Here is a 19,813-nt window from a genome sequence, read left to right on the forward strand (position 1 = left end):
TTGATTAATACGGTGCGATGATTTAAACTTCATAGTAGAGCGTCCTCCTTGGATGATAGGTAATAAGGGCTTTGACCCCGTGCAACCCTATCGTACCAGAGGCGCTCCTTTTCATTCAAAGGCCATTTCTTAGCACCTACAGGAATTTTATCACCATTTAAACGAGGTTGAAATTGGTTTTTTGAGTGAATAGCGGAACCTGAGTCCGCGAACGCCACAATAATCGCTGAATTAGAAAAATAAAGGATTGTCTGTCCGCCGAAGTTCTCATTTACACCACCGCCCTCATGCCTGATTAGTTACAATCGAAGATTGTGGAAGAGCCTATCACTTAGAAGCGTCTCTTGCGCTTGCTCAACATTTACTCCATTTGGCTGCGATAGCTCTAAAAAGAAAAATAGCGGTACAGGAATAACCCCTGCACCACCATCATATCACTTTTTTATTCAATCCGAGCTACTTCTCTAGCGAGTTTAGTCCTTTTTATACGAAAATAGCCCCTCAAAAAAGCGCAAAAAGACACTCTCCTCTTAAAAAAGAATGTCAAAAATTTTTAAGAGACTTCGGCGGATTCTACCTTAACATTGAATCCCTGGGCCTCGATTTTTTTTATCCAATATTCCACAGATGATGTTGAAGAGGTTAGATAGTCCCAGCCTACTTCACGGTAAGCTATTCTATCTTTTAGTATTCGTATCGTATTGGATGACATTGTAATTGCTGCTGTCCACATAACGATAGACTAAACCAAACCTTGTCGGCGCCTCGTTAAACTTCAGCTTGACTTCATATTCGCCATTCGCATATTGCGGCGAATCCTGATCGTAGACGATGACGGCTCCTTGCGTAACCGCTTTGACAGTCCCATTGTCCGCAGTAAAAGCGGTAATCCCTTTGCCTGCTGTCCAACCTGCAATGCTGCCGTCATTGTAATCCTTAAAGTAGCCATCATTTGTCTCAGCTGCGAAAACAGCAGCGGAAGGCATGCAAAGCTGAATGCCAAGCAGCATAGCCAAAAGAACGCTGAACGGTTTGGTGCTTCTTTTCACTTTGATCTCCCTCTCTTTGCTTAATGAAAACCAGACGAAGCTATGCCGTTCTATGTATCTTCTTTTTTTTGCATCCCCCCCCAACATTGCCGTCTGATCGATATTGACGATACAAAATGTATCATCAAGAGCCTGACAATAAACGCTTAATGACGACAGCCGACTCTGCTCTAGTTGTCTGCTTTTTCGGCGCGAAGGAGCTTGCCGTTCTTCCTTTCAACAATCCGGAAGCAATGGCGAACCCTGCCGATTTTTTGGCCCATTCGCTAATTTGGCCTTCATCTTTAAACCCTTTTAGGTTGCCCGCTTTAAGGCTGTCTACTTTAACTCCGGCAGCATAAGCCTTCGCCCTCATCAGCATGACGCTCATTTCCTCTCGCGTAATGCTTTTATCAGGCGCAAAGGTTTGGCTCGTAATGCCGTTGATAATACCTGCGGCATATGCGCTTTTTACCGTTTCCTCATACCATGAGCCTGCCTTCACGTCTGCAAACGGATTTTTCCCGCTGCCGACCTTCAGTTCTAGTGCTCTTGCAATCAATGCTGCGAACTGCGCTCTCGTTACATTGTTGTTTGGAGCAAACCGATCGCTATCGATTCCTTCCACGATTTTTTTATCGACCATTTGCATAATGTCGTCTTTAGCCCAATGGCCGGCGATATCGCTGAAGATTCTAACAAAATCGATGGACTCCTTTAGCGTGAAGGCTTGATCCTTCAGATTTTGATCTATTATTTTCATCGAAGTCCAGTCCACCTTGGCGGTTCCTGCCTTTTTCGCTTTGAACGTAATGGTGCTAATTTCCATATTTCCTGCTTCACCCTTCACATTTCCGATCTTCGTATGGGCAAAAGTAATTTCATTGTTTTTAACGATTGGAGCGACGGAAAATCCTTTGAAGCTCGATTCCGCTTTTACAACCTCCAATTGTTCCGGATCAAACTTGAATTTTGCTTCATACGCGTACAAATCCTTCATGTTTTCTCCGCTAAAGGTGATCGTAAACTGTGCTTGAGCAGATTCCTTGACCGATGAGCTCATCACAAAGTCAGATGCCTTCTCCGCACTGGCAGCCGTCATCAGCAGCATGGAACAAATCGTACAGATTAACGTGTTCAACAGTATTTTGCGATACAAATTGTATCCCTCCCCTTGGTTTTATTGACCCCTCTATCATACAGACCGTGGAAACGGATACACATGATCTATTTTGAAGTAAAGTTGATTATTTTTGCATTTAACGACTTATTTTTCTCTATAACGAAAAAAGAACCTCCCAAACCACTTAAACGTGATCAGTAGGCTCTTTTTGTACCCTTACATATAAGAAGTGATGATAAGACGCTTATCTTTCTCCTTGCGATAGGCTACTGGGCTAAGTCCGGTAACTTTCTTGAAAATCCGGCTGAAATGCTCAGGGTTGACGTACCCTACTTTTTCCGCGACATCATATATTTTCAAGCCGTTTTCCAGCCCTTCCTTCGCTTTCTCAATTCTCAAACTCGTCAAATAAGAAATGAAGTTAACACCGGTCTCTTTCGCGAACTGCTTGCTTAAATAGCTCTCGCTGACGCCGACCATCTCGCTAATATTGGAAAGATGAATATCCTCGTCAAAATGATTCTCAAGAATCGACTTCGCTCTCGCGACAACCGGGCTAAGCCAGCCAGCTGTGGATGGTGATTTGGGATGCAATTTCTCATGCAGCTTCTCCAGAAACAGCTCAACCCAATGAATGGTCTCTTCCCAAGTCTCCAAATTCCGAACATGCTCCATCGGATGAGGAAACTGCTCATGGAACTTTTCCCAGGATACGCCATTTTGGTGCATGAGCGATCCCAGCTCCCATATTAGGTCACTCAGCGCTGACTTGATATCATCAGGCGAAGAAGGAAAACGCTCGACCAGCCGTTCTAAGCCTTGCTGCAGCCGCTGCTTCCAAAGCGAAGGTTCTGCTTCCTTTAAAGCTTGCAGCAGCTCCGGCTTAAATGACGCCCACTCCTCCTTCCAATCGTCCTCCTCTATTCGATACGGCCGCTCCGCCTCTGGATATAATAAACGATCATAACCATGATAGTAGCTAAGAATAGACAGCCGTTCAGCTTGTCTGAACAACCGGTTCCATTGCATGACGCCGCTTGCGACATCGCTGATTCCAATCGATAGATTAAGATTCAAAAACTGGCGCAGCCTTATTTTCACATCGGTTAATACGCTTTGGGTCAGCCTTCGTATGGCTAGTGTGCTGCACTGCTCGGGAAACGTAAAAAAATAAAGTGTAATGGCGATCATCTTGGCGGCATACGCGGCATACCCCTTCATTCCGGTCTCTATTGGTCACCGTTCGTATCGTCTGCAGCACCATGCGGTGAACATGCTCGAAGGGTACAACCTCCGATAATCGGATAAGCGCTACCTCTTGATTTTTCTCTCCCAAATGATTTCTGACAAATGCCAATCCTTGCCTAAGCTCCTCATCATGCTCGTATGAAGGTAGATTTGAAGCATGCGATAAGGAAAGCCGGTGAAGGATTGCGCACACCGTTTCCTCTTCATCCTGAGCGGGGGATGCTGCAGCTGCAGTGTTTTGCCGCCGGTTTAATTCCGCTATCGTCTTGTGCAGCACAGGCGCGATATACGCTTCGTCCAATTTCGCTTTAAGCATATAATCGAAGGCGCCAAGAACAAACGAATCCCTCACATAACCGTAATCGCCGTACGCGCTGAGCATAATGACCAGCGGCTCGCGGGATAATGAAGCGTCACGGAGCGCTTTCAGCAGCTCCACTCCGTTCATCCTCGGCATTTGAATATCGGCTAAAATGATGTCGATATCCTGACATTCCCGCAGCAGCGTTAACGCCTCTTCCCCATCACCGGCTTCCCCGGCAATTTCGATGTCCGTTGAAGCTAATGAAATATACTCCCGTAGTGCCAATCTAGCTAAAGGTTCGTCGTCAATAATGAAAGCTTGGTATTTCGCCATCATATTTCCCCCTTTTTGATATCACCTGTCAAAATATAATGGAAAATGGATATTGTTGCTCTCGACGTATTCAACCGCCTTACTCCAATTTTCATTCAATTTACTCAGAATATCAGCTACGGAAGCGCCTGCAAAAATTTGCTGCGCCATCTTCTTCTCGTCATATTGCGCTGCGTTTTTCAGCTTCACAAATTTCTCATCCGACCCTTGATACATAAACGGATTGAAGGGATGCCGGTTGTTCACCTCATTAAAGAAGGGCAGATGAGCTGTCACATCATTCAAGGTGGAAGAGTTCTGTGAATAGTTAATATATTGTTGATAAACATCTCGGCTGAACATCCATTCCAGAAAAGCTATCGTATCTTCCGTGTATTTGGAATTTTTGTTGATCGCCATATATTGATCTGGCATGGTGACAGCTTGCAGCGTCTCATTTGTCGTTGCTCTCCAGGGAAGGGCGAATGCATCGATATCCGCATCCTCCGAATTCACCTTCGACATATGATCGGTATAATACCATTGCCCTAGAGCGATCATCGCTGCTTGGCCCGTTTGAAACAATTGTGTTGCCTGATCGAACCCGATCGCTAGCGCATCTTCTCCTGCAAGCTTGTTTTCCGATATGATTCTCAGCATATTCGCTGCTTTCTCGAAGCCCGAGCCAGCTCCGAACGGTCTTTTAATATTCGCAAGATTAGCCAAATATTGCTCATCCTCCGTCAATATAGGAGGGCCGAATTCAATAAAGGGATAAAAGGTCCAGTCGTCCTTCCCCCCGATCGCAATCGGTATATATTGGCCATGTTTTTTGATTTTTTTCATTACAGCCATAAACTCGTCATAGGTTTGGGGCACCTCTACGCCAGCCTCTTTAAAAATACTAGGGTGATAATAGACGTATTCCGAGAAGGACACAAGCGGCAAACCGAGTATATGCCCATCCAGCCTGGCCGGGTACCGGTTTCTGCCTGTCGCATTCAATTCATCCAGCGATAGGAGTGAATCTTTATATGTCGTGAGATGGCCTGGTTTCAAATAGAACAAGTCGGGCAAATCATTTGCCGCCAATCGCACCTTTAAATATTGACCGCTGTTATCCGGAATCGTTTCTACTTCGACCGTTACATTCGGTTTAACAACCGAGTATTCCTTTACCTTTTCCGTCCAGAAGGCAATATCCGTCTTGGATTCCCATATTCCTAATTTTATTTTGACCGGCTGATTATGATTGGAGGCCTTTTTTGATCGTGTATCATGTGAGCCAAATGAATTAACCTTATTATTGATTTCGATTTTGTTATAGCCGATGTAACCGGCAAGCAGGCTTATAAAATTAAGGCTGATGACTAAGGCGGAACCTACTCCTTTTCTCAATCTCATTCATTTATCTCCCTATGATGCTTGGAATATGATTAGACTTGTTGGCGCTTTCAGCGATCTATTTGCCATCTTACACGGTAAATAGACAAAGCGATATGACGTTTTTGGTTCAAACATGATCTTTTATGCATCATTTTCCACTTATCCACCAGCCCAACTCTTGCTTACTTCCTAAAAGGAATGTCGGCCATTTCCTCCTCATCCGGTTCAATAATTAAAGGCAGCCGTATTCTCACCTTCGTGCCATGCGGATAATTGGGCTCATATTGCAAACCGTAACGATCGCCATAATGCAATTGAATACGCCGATGCACGTTTCGATTCCCCATCCCGCTAAAAGCATAGCTAGGCGATCATGTACTTGAGCCATCAGCTCATCTGGCATGCCCGCCCCGTTGTCTGCGATCGTAATGATCAAATCGTCATCTGCCGCATGAATGGCAACATCGATTTTTCCGGGATAATCGATTTCTTTCAGTCCATGAATAATACTGTTCTCCAAAATAGGCTGCAGCAGCAGCTTGAGCAAATAATGGCGGGAGATGTTGCTGTCGATATCCCATTCCGTCTGAATCGACCTTCCGAATCGAATCTCCATAATATATAAATAATGCTTCAGGTGGTCTACTTCTTCCTCTATCGTAGTGAGCAGACCGCCGCGATTAAACGAAGAGGCGAGCAAACGGGTTAAGGCATGCGTCATGTTGCGAATATTGTCTGCTTTGCTGATTAAAGCCATGTACTTGATCGAATTTAACGTATTGATCAGAAAATGAGGGTTGATTTGGGACTGAAGAGCGGCAAACTCAGCTTTGCGCTTCTCGATCTCCTGCTGCTCATGCTGATCAATTAACTCCTTAACCTGTTCCGTCATCAAATTAAAGGAATGGCCAAGCCGCACCATTTCCAAGCTTCCCGAACCGGTATATCTCGCATTTAAGTCACCGCCGGTGACACGGACCATTTGACGGAGCAGCGCGCTGATCGGCTCTGTGACATTGGATACGAGATAGAAGGAAACGAGCACAAACGCCAAAATGATCAAAATCGCAAGAAACCATACAAACGAATTAACGCTTCTGTAATTTTCGAGCAAATCCTTATAAGGAAGCATCTGTACAATATACCAATTTGAATTATCCACTCTAGCATAGGTAATTAATTTGCGGCTGCCCTCTGTATCGTCGACGAAAGAGCCCTTCTCCTCATGGCCGATCTTCGATTTCCAATTGCCAGAAATCAAGCTGCCTCTATCCACAATCGTATTGGATGCGATAATTTCACCTTTCTCGCTTACGATGTGCAGAACCGATTCGGAATTATCACGGGATTGCAAAATACGATCGAATGCGCCGCTCTCAAACGTAAACAAAATCATCTCTAGTTTAGAAAAAGGGTTAGGGTCGCTTGGGGAAAGTGCAGCGGCCATAATATGTGGATTATAATTGCCATACAGCATATTCGGGAGCATGCCTAAGAAACGGACGATGTTAGGCGTACTCGTCGTATCGTGATACCATTTCTGCTGACGGATGTTCGACTCTTCGCTCACCATATTTTTTAAATAGGAGTACGATTTGCCGTTATCAAAAAAGAAGTTGACCGATAAGACTCGGCCAGAGACTGACGCCGTATACTTCTCGATCAATATTTTCAGCTTATTGCTGGCTAATTGCTTCTCAATGCCCACCTTGTGATGGACGTCAAACACCGATAATATGACATCCTGATCCACCCCGATTGAAGCAAATAGACCCGCCATCCGGTTAATTTCCTGACTAACGGAATAGGCTACCGCTTGCGAGGTCTGAAGCGACCGTCCCGTATTTTGCTGAAGGATATCCCGCTCATAGATGTTCAAAATGACCGCGCAAATTAATATGACCGGTACGATGACGACTAAAATGAAAAAAAGTCTAAGTATCGTGGACATGCGTAAATTTTTTTGCATAAGGACCCCTTCAGCTAAATTTTCAGAGCCTGTCTAGCAATTACAGCATTTGGAAGCCTCTCGTTTCAATTCGACAATCTGCGATAAAACCCTCTCGCGATGTCTTCGTTAGCTTTATCATAAACGAGCAAGCCCTTTTTTTATTTAGCCATAAACGAGAATAGTTGGACAATTCCGTTATGAATAACCGAAACTCCTCCTAGAACCCCGTTTCGAATAAAATAGGACAGGTTAAGTTCTAAATAGCTATCCACTTTATATAGTTTAATGTATTCAGCAAAACATGCGGATTTATTTGCGCTTGCAGCGCGCGGAAGCCTTATCCTCTTTGCCATCCAGCCATGATGCTAAACAGAAAAAAACCGCCATATGCGCATGGCGGTTTAAGCTTGCTATATCCCGATTCACACCTACAATTAAAGTGATGTGCGATCAGTCTTCTGAGACTCTGACATTCGATATTCGGTTGGTGTTTCCTGACATGATTTTCGGAACACCTGCGTGAAATGACGCATATCATTAAAGCCAACCTGCACCGCAATATCCGATACTTTAAGATTTGTATCTCGCAGCAATGCCTTGGCTTTTTCCATTCTTAGCTGAGTAATGTATTCCTTATAACCAGCACCGACTTTTTGTTTGAACAGCAGGCTGAAATAAGTTGGATTTAAAAAAACGGCCGCAGCGATTTTATCGAGCGACACATTTTCATGAAAATGCTCATGAATATATTGAATGGCTGTGTCGATCATTCCTGTTGATGCTTTGTCGCTATCCTTTAACAGTTGGGTTGACTTTGTTGCCTTTTCTTCGAGCTCCAACAACTCTTTTGCAGATAATCTTTCTTGCTCCTTAATCATTTCGGCCTGCAATCTTGTAATAAGCGCTATCAATTTTTGCTTCCCGATCGGTTTAAGCATATAGTCGGAGGCTCCTTGCCTGAGCGCTTCCTGTGCATAGTAGAAATCGGCATGGGCTGAAATGATGATCCACTTAATACGTTGATCCAATTCCCTGCCTGCTGCCAGAAGCATTAATCCGTTCATCTTCGGCATCTTGATGTCCATAATGACGATATCAACCGGTGATTTGGAGAGTAGATCCAGCGCTTCCTTCCCGTTTCCTGCGACTAAAATCGAAGCATCCGGAAAGGAGGAGAGAATGGTCCGTTTCACACCGTCACATATCGGTTTCTCGTCATCCACGATCAAAATATTCATGAATGCTCCTCCTCCAAAATAGCGGGAACGACAATGGATACTCGCGTTCCCTCTCCAAATGTGCTGCGGATTTGCACGCCATAAGCTGGTCCATACCAAAGCAAAAGTCGTCGGTGTACGTTAGACAGCCCAATCCCCGTATCGGATTCCCGCTGCAAGTCAATGGAGATTAAATCTTCTGCTTGCCCTTCAGGGATTTCCTCGAGCCCGTTCGCCGTCTTCCTCTCAAACGTGCGCTCCTTCTCAGACTTGATATGGAGTAAGGATAATAGTGACCGAAGCTTGTCCTGCTCCATGCCAACACCATTATCCTCAATATGAATATAGAGATTCCCAGCATCAAAATTGGATGTAATAAGGACAACTCCAGCTTCATCCGAGTCCTTCTCGTCCAGACCGTGAACGATAGCGTTCTCAACAATCGGCTGTAAAATCATCTTCGGGAGCTTTATTTCATGCCAAATGGGATCGATCTCTATTTTAATTTCTAATCGATGACTCATTCGTGTTTGGCAAATGAGTGCGTAGTTTTTAATTTGTTCGAGTTCTTCGTGGAGCTTTACACTTGATGAATGCTCCCAGTTGCTGCTATATCTAAATATTTCAGAAAGGGAAAGGACAACCTCGCTAAGCGTTTCTTCTTCCTTCTCCTCCAGCATCCAGTAAATCATATCCAACGTGTTATACAAAAAATGAGGATTCACTTGTGCTTGCAGAACTTGAAGCTGTACATTCTTCTCACTCGCGGATATCGCTCGAATACGATCTATCAAACCATTGATCCGATCAACCATTCGGTTAAATCTTTGAGCCATTTCCCTAATTTCCTCGAATGACTTTACTTCCATCATACCATTAAAATCCCCACGCTCAACCTGCTTCATTTGACGAATCATTTGGCTTATCGGCAAGGAAACCGATCTCGATACAAACAATGCCAATAGGATGGACAAGAAAATCAGCAGCATAAAAATCATGAGAAGAAATTGCTTCGTCTGATTGAGCTCAAAAGCGAGATCCGATCTGGGCGTTATGCTCAAGAGCTGCAGTCCCTTGCTGTTCAGCATGCCATTAACTATTAAATAACGATCATTGTCAATGATCTGAACAGGCTTGCTGTCATGTTTATCCGCAATATCACGCGCAATAGAAGTTGCAATGTGATCTTGCTTATTATGAGCCAGTAAGGCCTTATCGCTGTTCAAGAGAAATGATTCGCTATTATTGGACAACTCCAAATTTTTCATGATGTCATTAAGAGCCTTTGGCTCCATCTCGACAAGTATGATGCCCATCGACTTCTGATTGGTGAAGTCCACCAATTGGCTTCCGAAAGCGAATACAGATCTTTGTTCAATTTGATCAATAATTGATTTTTCCTTTACGCCAAGCCAAATAGGCTCCCCTTTGGATTGCTTAATCTGATAGTACCAGAGGGAATCCTTATAGCCAACGTCAATCACCTGTGCATTTCGGCTTCCGTAGCTGTACACTTTTCCTGTATCCGTTATCACGTAGATGCCAATAATGTCATCCCACGAATAATAAATCGAGCCTAAGGCGTTTGTTATCGTACGCTCTCTAATAGCCTGTAGTGAAGGAATGTCTTTTTGATCACGTGCCGCATAGGTTTGGATCTCCGGACTGCTGACAATCGATTTCGCCAATATCGAATAACCCTTCAGAAGCAGCTCGGCATGACCGCTAGCTTGCGACATGCTCTTTAATGCCACGTCTCCTACTTTGTCATTGACTTGGATTGCCGATCTTTGGTAATACAGCATGGTTAACATAAGCATGAGGATAAAGGAGCTCCCGACAAACAATAGAAATAAACGAACACCTAATCGATTAAACCGTTGTTTGCCCCGCCTCATGCTTTTATCTCCCTTGAATCCATTTTAAGGCAGATCTCAATGGATCATCCTTTTACCGCGCCTGCAACCATGCCTTGCGTAATTTTGTCAGCAAGGAGGAAGTAAACGATCAGTACAGGAATAACGCCTAAGATCAAGTATGCACCAATTGCACCGTAATTCGTCGTATATTTTCCGACAAAGCTATAAATACCGAAAGGCAATGTTTTGAGATGAGAGCTAGAAATAAAAGTAGCCGCCATAATGTATTCGTTCCAAATGGTGATGAACGTTACGATCGATACAGTCATCAAAGGCGGAACTGTAATTGGGAAAATAATGCTTGTAAAAATCCGATAAATGGATGCCCCATCAATTGCTGCCGATTCTTCGAGCTCATGAGGAATTCCTTTATAAAATTCGGACAAAATAAAGACAGCCATTGGCACAGAGAATGCGATATAAGGCAAAATAAGCGATAGATGCGTGTCCATAATATGCAGCTTATTAAACAATACAACAAGCGGAATCAGCGTCGCTTGTGTCGGTATCATAATACCGACCAAGAAAACAAGCATGACGATTTTGGATGCTTTCCATTTGAAACGGGCAATTGCATAGGAAACCATGGCGCCGAGTATCAATGTGATAATCATCGATACCCCTGTCACAATAACGCTATTCCACAAATATTGCAAGTAGTGGCCGTTCACGAATGCATTCGTGTAATTTTCCCATTTCATAACTTGTGGAAGGGCAAAGAAGGTGCTTGATAATATTTCCTCGTTAGTCTTAAAGGAGTACAACACAAGCCATAGCAATGGATATACTTGTGTTATTATTAGAAGGGCCAAAAAAGCCCGGACAATCGTTTTTTTGATTTTCACTTGTATCATCCTCCTGTTCCGCACTATTAAGATGCGGCATTCTCTGAGCGTTTGAAGGCAAAATTAAGCAATATTGTAGCGACCAAGCCTTCTGCGACTAAAAATACGGACATTGCGCTGCCGTAGCCGTACTGGAAGGACATGAACGTTTTGTTATACATGAGGGTAGAAATAACTTCGGTTGAATTTCCTGGTCCTCCGCCTGTCATTACCATAACAATATCGAATGCATTAAGTGAACCGATAACCGCTAGTATAAGCGATATTTTAAGTACGGGTGCCATTAACGGAATGGTAATGTAACGATCAGCTTTAAAGCCTTCTGCTCCGTCGATACGTGATGCTTCATATATTTCCTTGGAAATATTCTGCAAGCCTGTAAATTGGATTAATACATGGTAGCCTAGATACTGCCACAAGGCGACGAAAAAGATTGCATAGATCGCGATTTTAGGTTCTGCCAGCCAAGTATGTGTCCAGCTCTCCAGCCCTACCGATACAAGCAGCTTGTTCAGCATGCCTCCAAATTCGGCTGGGTTATAGATCGAACGCCATAGCTGACCGATTACGACAACAGACAAAATAACGGGCAAAAAGTAAATCGAAACCAAAGTGTTCGGTTTGCGAAGGTACCTTGTAAGTAGAATACCTATAAACAATGCAAACGGAATTTCACATGCCGATATTAGCGCGAAGAGCAAACCCCGATTTACCGCTGGCCAAAATAACGGGTCTTTCGTAAGCATGGAAACAAAGTTGTGAAGTCCTACAAATTTCGCCGTGCTCATGCCGTCCCATTGGTAGAAAGAATAGAACATGGATACAATAATTGGAACAAACACCATCAGCACATACAAGATAAGACACGGCAGTATGAAGATCGCTAGTGCTGTTTTTGAAACTTTCAAAATATTCATTGTAATCCCTCCGTGTTGCCATAGGCTTCATTGGCCTGCTTATTGAATAAAGGAAGGGAACCGTGAAGGCTCCCTTAGTTAATGTTTTAGGTTTGTAGATTAAGGATTGTTGATGTCAAAATTACTTTTGTGCTCAGCAGCAATATCTTCAGGTTTAACCTTCTGAATGAACATGCCTTGAAGCGAATTCAAGTGATATTGAGTCGTGCTTGGATCAATCAAGTTGTCGAACGCGATCGAGCCGCCTTTTACTGACTTGAAAATATCAAGAACATCAATTGCTGTTTGCGAGTAACCCGCGCCAGCGAAATCACCGTCTACGATTTGTGCAAGACCAACTGCACCTTTCATGTCAAACATCTTTTTCGGATAGTTAGTCATGTAGTAAAGCAAGAACGCTTTGGATTCTTCCATATGCTTCGTACCCGCGGAAATAACATAACCTGAACCAGGTCCAAGCATAAATTCATTTGGATCGCCTTTGCCATCTACTGTAGGGAATGGTTTCGCGACTACTTTATCCTGAACTTCAGATCCTTCGATAGAAGCAGTTACCCAAGAACCCATGTAGTACATTGCAGCTTTGCCAGTCAAGAACAAATTCTCGCCTTGCTCATAGTCGAATGATGTTGCACCTTCTTGGAATGCACCTGCTTGAATGAGATCTTGCATTTTTTCAACGGACTTCACAAATGCTGGGTCGTCGAAAGATTTTTTCTTTTCAATTACGTCTTGCAAGAAGCTAGCACCGCCAAGACGGATTACGATGTTTGTGAACAAGAACGATCCTGTCCAAGGCTCTTTCTCACCAATTGCCATCGGAATGATTCCTTTAGCTTTAAGCACTTTGGAAGCCTCTACAATTTCTTCGAAAGTAGTCGGGATCTCGAGACCCGCTTGTGCGAACAGATCTTTATTGTAATACATTAGACCAATGTCATTTGCTTCCGACAATCCATAAGTCTTGCCATCAAATGTGTAGTAGTCAAGTATTCCTTGTTGGTAGGAATCACGCAAGCCGTCTTTGTCCAAAATGTCGTCAAGCGGAGCAAGCTTGCCGCCATCAACATAAGGTTTCATTTGAGCCCCTGGATTCACCACAGTAATATCCGGCATGTCATTGGAAGCTGCTTGCGTTTTCAACTTCAATTTCTGTTGGTCGCTGTTTAACGCGTCCACTTCGATTTTGATGTTAGGATTTGCCTCAGTGTAATCCTTTACAATTTGACGAAGCGCTTTCAATTGAACCGAAGATTCATCTGCTGTATGAATTTGAAAATTAAGCGTAACCTCTTTTTTCTCCGTGCTTGTGTTGCCAGTAGTCGGATTACTGCTTTCTTCCGTTGGTGCGTTGTTGCCTCCGCATGCAGCCAAGCTGATAGCGAATAATGACATTACCATGATCAGAATCAATTTCTTCATCTTTTTCTCCCCCGATTCTAAAATTTGATAGTGCGCCTTGCCTATTTACAATTATCACGTAATATAGCCTATTGACGTGATACGTTTTTTTTTGGTTTAATGTTTAATTTTTTTAGGATAATCCACATTCCTGACACAAACCTCACATGAATCCGATTGCGACAATTCCAGTAATTTGGATATGCCCATCTACTCTAATCCAAGTATGTAAGAATTAAAAAAACCAGCGCAACAGCGGATTCCATTTAGAAATCGCAATTGCGCTGGTTTTTGTTGATTGGCCAAGCAGATCATTCTGAATGAGCCAAAGCCTTTGCTTTAACTAGATCGCCCAATTGCCATTGCGGAAAATAGGCTCGCGGGTTCCATCCTGCATCACGCCGTCAATATTCATATCGGGCGAGCCGATCATAAAATCTTCATGCGTAAGGCTTCTGTTTGCACCGTGAGCGAGCAGCTCCTCAGGGGACATTTTGGTACCGCCAGTGAGGTTAACTGGATACGCCTGACCTAGTGCAAGGTGGCAAGAGGCGTTCTCATCATATAAGGTATTGATAAAAATCACATTAGAGTTTGATATTGTCGAGTCATGAGGAACAAGCGCGATTTCGCCCAAATGTCTAGCCCCTTCATCCGTACCCAGCAAATTAGTCAGCGCCTCATAGCCTTGCTCAGCCGAGTAATCGATCACTTTGCCGTCCTTGAAGGTCAAGGTGAAGCCGTTAATAACCTGGCCATTGTAATTTAAAGGCTTCGTGCTTCGAACGACACCATTCACACCATCTCTATGGGGCATCGTAAATACTTCTTCCGTCGGCATATTCGGGTTAAAAAACACCCCTTTGGCGTTCGCTTTGGCTCCGCCCAGCCAAATATGACCTTCCGGCAGCTCAACGGTCAAGCTAGTGCCTGGCGCCTCATATTGCAGCTGCTTGTAGCGCTTGCCATTAAGCACCTCAACCATTTGGAGCAGCTTCGCATTATGTTCTCTCCATGCTTGAATCGGATCTTCTAGTCCGATGCGCGTGGCATCGACAATCCGCTCCCACAGCTTCTGAACCGCTTCTTCCTGCGATACATCCGGAAATACTTTCGACGCCCATTCCGGCGTTGCATAGGAGATAAGCGTCCATGCGTTGGTATGGCTCATCAAGGCGCCGCGGTAGCTGCTCATCGCAGTAGAGGCCGTCTTAGTCGCTGTCGCAACCCGGGCCGGATCCACGTCGTTCAGAAGATCCGGGTTCGGCGAATAAATGGTAATAAACGCCGCACCTTTATCTGCATAATCCTCCCATGCCTTGGCACGCCACATCGGGTACTCCAAGAAGGCTTCCTCCGGCGCCTGCTTGTACTTAATGCGGGTTAGCTCCTCATCGTTATATTCGACATGCACGTTTTTCGCTCCGGCTTCATAAGCTTTGGAGGCAATAAGCCGTACCAATGGAGCGGCGGTAATCGGAGCCATAACGACAACCGTCTGCCCTTGCTGAACGTTGACGCCAACTTGTACGGCCAGCGCAGCGTAATTTTCCAAATGCTGATATGTAGGATATGTCATTGTCAGTTTACCTCCAATATTAGTATAAATTTACTTGGCAATTGCTTGCTTCTATTATAGTACTCCCTTACAAAATGCTCAAATGAAGCTAGGGATCTATGCGTTTAATGAAGCATGGAATGCATATTCGGAATTAAAAAAATCTCCCTTATGCAAGAAAAGGCAATTCCCCGCTTTACGCGGTAAGAATCGCCTTTTCATTTGAAGCACCATTCGATTAGGAAATACCTTTGCCAAGGAAACGCCAGAAGTTCCGATTCAACATATCATCCAAATCTCTTTTGATTTCCTCCTCAGTCACTTCCCAGCCGCTATGATGCAGCTTCTCGTATTTATCTGCCAGCACGTTCCCGATAATTGACCTCGAATGCTCCCATTTATAGATCAGCTGCTCGAAGACACGACAATCCGAATGCTGCGGAATGACCGAAGTGCCTAGAAGCTCTATGCGGAACCTAGTCATTTCCTCAACCATGGACTCGATATGGAGAAACCACCAGCAGCCAAAGATCATCAAATTACGGAACTTGCGGGCAAGCACCGTTAATTCATGCTGATTCTCTCTTGCAAGCATAGTAATAAGAAACTTTTGCTCCGGATAACGTCGGCATAACGCTTCAACGGCAGACACGTCTGAGCGCATGCTCATATCACCAGCAAGTCCCAGCGACGGGTTCACTTTTCTGCGAACGCCAATCATAAGCGCAAACGGAATTTGCTGCTCCTGGCATACGGGAATCATAACTTCATCTATCATCTTGCTTCTATGATCATCGGCTGGGTATTTAAAATCGCCCGGCATCGACACCGCAAGATAGAGAGCATCCATCCGAATAATCCATTCAGACAGAAAACGACGGGTCTCCTCTTTTGTCCGCTCCGTCCACTCTGCTTGCACGTCATACCCGAGCTTTTGCAGCTCGTTTACGGAGTGAGGCCAATCATTAAGCAGTGCGTCAACCCGAAGCGCCGCAAAAAAACGGGGATCCGACTTCCCATTGCCTGACAACCAGACCGGGCGTTCTACAGCATCAAATGGGTCGTTTGTCATGACGATTTTTTCAATTCCCGCAATCTGCATCACCGTATCGACTTGCTCATGCACCGTTCGCTTCGCCAAGGCTTGACGGTAATCGTCCAGGTTGCGCGAGGATACGTCGAATCCTAGTCGCTTCAAGATGGTGATGAATCCGGTAGCCGCCTCGCTTACCGGAGAATGGTCAATGAATAGCTGCTTCCATATCCAATCCGCTTGCTCGCGCTTGGTCATTGACCAGAAGCGGCTGTATTCATCCTCTGACCATCTAAACGATTCCGAAATCAAATAATGATAAGTCAGCAGATCATCGATACCCCACAAAAGCAGATCCCCGAATTCGGGAGCGTATAAATGCGTATGCATATCTGTGACAGGCATGCTGTGAGCCCATTTTTGTACCGTTTGCCGAAGATCAGCCAAGCTTATAACGGATTGGGTATTCATTATTTTTTCCCCCTTGAATTAGTTTCATTGATCATGTTAAAAGGCCAGCTTTGTCGATAGTACGGAAAGCACATGTGCAGCATTTGGCAGGATATAGGCTACGTTATACCAACGTTGTTATTTTTGGCCGAAATTACGTTATCCCCTCTACTCCCAGTCTCCTATTCTTTCAACTGTTTGTAGACTTCGCGATATACGGTTTCTAGAGGTATCCCGGATGTTCGGGCAGCATGAGCCGCATCCTCAAATTCCGGTGATTGGCGAATGATCCTCTCTCCGTCAATCGCCTGCTTTACTCTTACTATGCCGTATGGCGTTTCAACTTGAATCCATCGGCGCTCCAGCGCCCTGCGCTGCCGCTCGCTTCGGCGCACACCGAAGGTTGACGTTTCTGCAAGCAGCGTTTCCTCGCATCGGTCGCTATCAGCTGGTCGGCATAACACGCTGACGAGGACACCCGGACGGTTTTTTTTCATATAGACCGGCGTATGGTACACATCGAGCGCCCCGGCTTCGAATAGCTTTTCCATCGCATAACCAAGCATTTCCCCCGTTGAATCGTCCACTTGGGCTTCGAGTACGACAATCGTCTCTTTGTTTTCTTGCTGCTCTTGTTGATACAAAATAGCGCGCAAAACGTTCGGATGCTCAAAATCCTTTGTACCTGCGCCGTAGCCGATTCGATCAATCGTACCTGCGGGCAAAGTGCCGAAGCCTGCTGCCAGCGCTTTGACGATCCCGGCGCCGGTCGGCGTCGTCAATTCACCCTTAGCCGTGAACGGCGATAACGGTACGCCTCGAAGCAGCTCCGCAGTCGCAGGGGCCGGAATCGGATATAATCCATGTGCCATGCGAAGCTTACCGGTTCCTGTAGGCACGGGTGAAACGATTATTTTGCCGACATCGAGGCTCTCCAGCGCTAAACAAACGCCAATGACGTCTAAAATGGAGTCCATAGCTCCGACCTCGTGAAAGTGAACGTCAGCCGGGTTCATGCCATGAATTTTGCCTTCTGCTTCGGCAATCAGACGAAAAATGGAAAGACTCCGCAATTTAACTCGGTCTGGCAGGCTTGAGTGTTCGATCATGCGTAAGATGTCGGAAGCTTTTCTATGCTCATGCGAATGCTCATGCGAATGATCGTGGCTGTGATGATGATTATGATCATGACTATGATCGTGACTATGATCATGGCTGTGACCGTGACTGTGATCATGGCTGTGACCGTGACTGTGATCATGGCTGTGACCGTGACTGTGATCATGGCTGTGACCGTGACTGTGATCATGACTGAGATCATGACCGTAATCATGACTATGATCGTGATCATGCCCATAACTGTGACTGTGGCTATGAGCGTGTTCATGATCATGGTGATGATGAACATGAGCATCCACATGATCGCTGTTAACAAAGTCTAACTTCAACCATTTCGCTGTGATGCCCCTCCGGTCCACCTCTATAAATTCCATGGTGAACGGATCGATTGGCAGCTTCGATAAATGGCTAATCATATAAGTCGGGTCTGCTCCAAGGTCCACCAGCGCGGACAGAGCCATATCTCCTGCGATGCCTGAAATGCAATCCAAATAAAGCGTCCTCATGCTACGTGCCCTCCGCTACCAGTTGTAAAATCATTGCTGCTTGAAATCCTGCCCCAAATCCGTTATCGATGTTCACTACCGTAACGCCTGCTGCACAGGAGGTCATCATGGCAAGAAGCGTCGTTATGCCTTGTAAATTCGCGCCGTATCCTACGGAGGTCGGCACAGCTATTACCGGCCTGCGAACAAGTCCGCCAACAACGCTCACCAAGGCTCCCTCCATGCCCGCGACCCCAATGACAACGGATGCTTCCCTGATCCGTTCCTTTTGGCTTAGCAGCCGATCGATGCCAGCGACTCCGACGTCGTAGATGCGATCAACCTCGCAGCCCATCCACTCCGCAGTCCCAGCCGCTTCCTCCGCTACTGGAATATCCGATGTCCCGCCGGTCACGACGGCTACCTTGCCAGGAAGCACTCGCGTTGACCTTCCTAGCGAGATAAGGCGAGAGGCTTCGTCATAGCGGGCATCAGTAAATTTTGCAACTACTCGTTCGCCCATCTCGGGCGTTGCACGCGTTACAAGCGCCCTGCCATGAATCTCAACAAGCCGGGAAAAAATCGTTTCCACCTGCTCGGTTGTTTTGCCCAGTCCAAAAACGACCTCGGGATGCCCGGTCCGCTCATTGCGCCCCACATCCAGCTTGCAAAAACCAAGATCCTCAAATTCGTTCATATCGCCGCTCCTCCGTGTTCAAGCACTTTATTCATGCTGCCGCTGCGATAACCCGAGAGATCCATGGACACATAGAGGAAGCCCAGCTCCTTCAAGCGGTCCGAGATGATCGATGCAAAGCTAATCAACCGCTCCATCGCTCCTTGCTCCACTTCGATTCTGGCGATATCGCCATGGCTTCTCACCCTGACTTGACCGAAGCCAAGGGAGCGAATATAGCGCTCGGCTTCACCGACGCGTCCCAGCTTCTCAATCGTAATCGTCTCGCCGTAAGCGATCCGAGAGGAAAGACAGGCGAAGGACGGCTTATTCCAAGTGGCAAGCCCGTGCTCGCGGGATAGATCACGGATTTCTTCTTTATAAAGACCCGCTTCCTGCAAAGGGCCGCGCACGCCGCGTTCCTTCGCCGCCTGAACTCCCGGCCTATGCTCATTCATGTCATCCGCAATCAGCCCATAAACGATATGGCGGTAATCACCGTCCTTGATGAACGGTTCAAGATGCTCGAACAGGCTTTTTTTGCAAAAATAACAACGGTTCGCATTATTCTCTTTATAACCAGGTATTTGGAGCTCGGACGTTTCAATTACTTTATGTGTTGCTCCAAGACGCTTCGCCAGCTGGATGGCTTCCTCCAGCTCTTCCGACGGATATGTCTCCGAGTCAGCCGTAACCGCCAAGACACGCTCGCTTCCAAGCGTTTTGATTGCGGTGTCCAAAAGAAAAGTGCTGTCGACGCCTCCAGAGAACGCGACCACAACGGATTCCATGTCCTTTAAAATCGCTTGCAGCTTGCTGTATTTATCATGCATGTTACTGC

General features: G+C 45.6%; 17 protein-coding genes. All 17 read right to left on the reverse strand.

All coding sequences use genetic code 11. The features are described 5' to 3' along the window. Positions 1-677 precede the first annotated feature (677 nt). The gene (locus AC2TDN_RS15120) at positions 678-1,049 is read right to left on the reverse strand and encodes a hypothetical protein (RefSeq protein WP_484688583.1); all 372 of its coding nucleotides are present in this window, start codon (positions 1,047-1,049) and stop codon (positions 678-680) included. Between the two features lie 124 nt (positions 1,050-1,173). Beyond that, the gene (locus tag AC2TDN_RS15125) at positions 1,174-2,187 is read right to left on the reverse strand and encodes an S-layer homology domain-containing protein (RefSeq protein ID WP_484688584.1); all 1,014 of its coding nucleotides are present in this window, start codon (positions 2,185-2,187) and stop codon (positions 1,174-1,176) included. Between the two features lie 180 nt (positions 2,188-2,367). Continuing rightward, positions 2,368-3,228, reverse strand: a complete 861-nt coding sequence (locus AC2TDN_RS15130) for a helix-turn-helix transcriptional regulator (RefSeq protein WP_484688585.1) — start codon at positions 3,226-3,228, stop codon at positions 2,368-2,370. Continuing rightward, complete coding sequence (locus AC2TDN_RS15135; RefSeq protein ID WP_484688586.1) at positions 3,218-4,036, reverse strand: response regulator; 819 nt, start codon at positions 4,034-4,036, stop codon at positions 3,218-3,220. Before AC2TDN_RS15135 ends, AC2TDN_RS15130 begins: the two co-directional genes overlap by 11 nt. A gap of 21 nt (positions 4,037-4,057) precedes the next feature. Beyond that, positions 4,058-5,419 carry an ABC transporter substrate-binding protein gene (locus AC2TDN_RS15140; RefSeq protein WP_484688587.1) on the reverse strand — a complete coding sequence of 454 codons (1,362 nt, stop codon included), beginning with the start codon at positions 5,417-5,419 and terminating at the stop codon, positions 4,058-4,060. Between the two features lie 232 nt (positions 5,420-5,651). Then, positions 5,652-7,370: a sensor histidine kinase gene (locus tag AC2TDN_RS15145; RefSeq protein ID WP_484688588.1), complete on the reverse strand. Its 1,719-nt coding sequence runs from the start codon at positions 7,368-7,370 to the stop codon at positions 5,652-5,654. A gap of 238 nt (positions 7,371-7,608) precedes the next feature. Then, positions 7,609-7,677: a histidine kinase gene (locus AC2TDN_RS15150; RefSeq protein WP_484688719.1), complete on the reverse strand. Its 69-nt coding sequence runs from the start codon at positions 7,675-7,677 to the stop codon at positions 7,609-7,611. Between the two features lie 109 nt (positions 7,678-7,786). Further along, the gene (locus AC2TDN_RS15155; protein WP_482067452.1) at positions 7,787-8,590 is read right to left on the reverse strand and encodes a response regulator transcription factor; all 804 of its coding nucleotides are present in this window, start codon (positions 8,588-8,590) and stop codon (positions 7,787-7,789) included. Next, positions 8,587-10,467, reverse strand: coding sequence for a sensor histidine kinase (locus AC2TDN_RS15160; protein ID WP_484688589.1), 1,881 nt, complete (start codon positions 10,465-10,467; stop codon positions 8,587-8,589). The genes AC2TDN_RS15155 and AC2TDN_RS15160 overlap by 4 nt, the downstream gene beginning before the upstream one ends. A 44-nt stretch (positions 10,468-10,511) precedes the next feature. Beyond that, positions 10,512-11,342, reverse strand: a complete 831-nt coding sequence (locus AC2TDN_RS15165) for a carbohydrate ABC transporter permease (RefSeq protein WP_482067454.1) — start codon at positions 11,340-11,342, stop codon at positions 10,512-10,514. A 17-nt stretch (positions 11,343-11,359) separates the two neighbouring features. Beyond that, positions 11,360-12,250: a carbohydrate ABC transporter permease gene (locus AC2TDN_RS15170; RefSeq protein ID WP_482067455.1), complete on the reverse strand. Its 891-nt coding sequence runs from the start codon at positions 12,248-12,250 to the stop codon at positions 11,360-11,362. Positions 12,251-12,349: 99 nt separating this feature from the next. Continuing rightward, positions 12,350-13,672, reverse strand: a complete 1,323-nt coding sequence (locus tag AC2TDN_RS15175) for an extracellular solute-binding protein (RefSeq protein WP_482067456.1) — start codon at positions 13,670-13,672, stop codon at positions 12,350-12,352. 322 nt (positions 13,673-13,994) lie between these two features. Next, positions 13,995-15,230 (reverse strand): aminopeptidase, encoded by a 1,236-nt coding sequence (locus AC2TDN_RS15180; RefSeq protein WP_482067457.1) that lies wholly within the window; start codon positions 15,228-15,230, stop codon positions 13,995-13,997. A gap of 217 nt (positions 15,231-15,447) precedes the next feature. Then, a complete protein-coding gene (locus AC2TDN_RS15185; protein ID WP_484688590.1) occupies positions 15,448-16,713 on the reverse strand; it encodes a glucuronate isomerase in 1,266 nt (421 codons plus the stop codon). A 161-nt stretch (positions 16,714-16,874) separates the two neighbouring features. Continuing rightward, complete coding sequence (gene larC / locus AC2TDN_RS15190; protein WP_484688591.1) at positions 16,875-18,317, reverse strand: nickel pincer cofactor biosynthesis protein LarC; 1,443 nt, start codon at positions 18,315-18,317, stop codon at positions 16,875-16,877. Between the two features lies 1 nt (position 18,318). After that, a complete protein-coding gene (gene larB / locus AC2TDN_RS15195; protein WP_482067460.1) occupies positions 18,319-18,993 on the reverse strand; it encodes a nickel pincer cofactor biosynthesis protein LarB in 675 nt (224 codons plus the stop codon). Then, the gene (larE, locus tag AC2TDN_RS15200) at positions 18,990-19,805 is read right to left on the reverse strand and encodes an ATP-dependent sacrificial sulfur transferase LarE (protein WP_482067461.1); all 816 of its coding nucleotides are present in this window, start codon (positions 19,803-19,805) and stop codon (positions 18,990-18,992) included. The genes larB and larE overlap by 4 nt, the downstream gene beginning before the upstream one ends. Positions 19,806-19,813: the final 8 nt, after the last annotated feature.

The sequence above is a fragment of the Paenibacillus sp. Y660 genome (genome assembly GCF_057221575.1).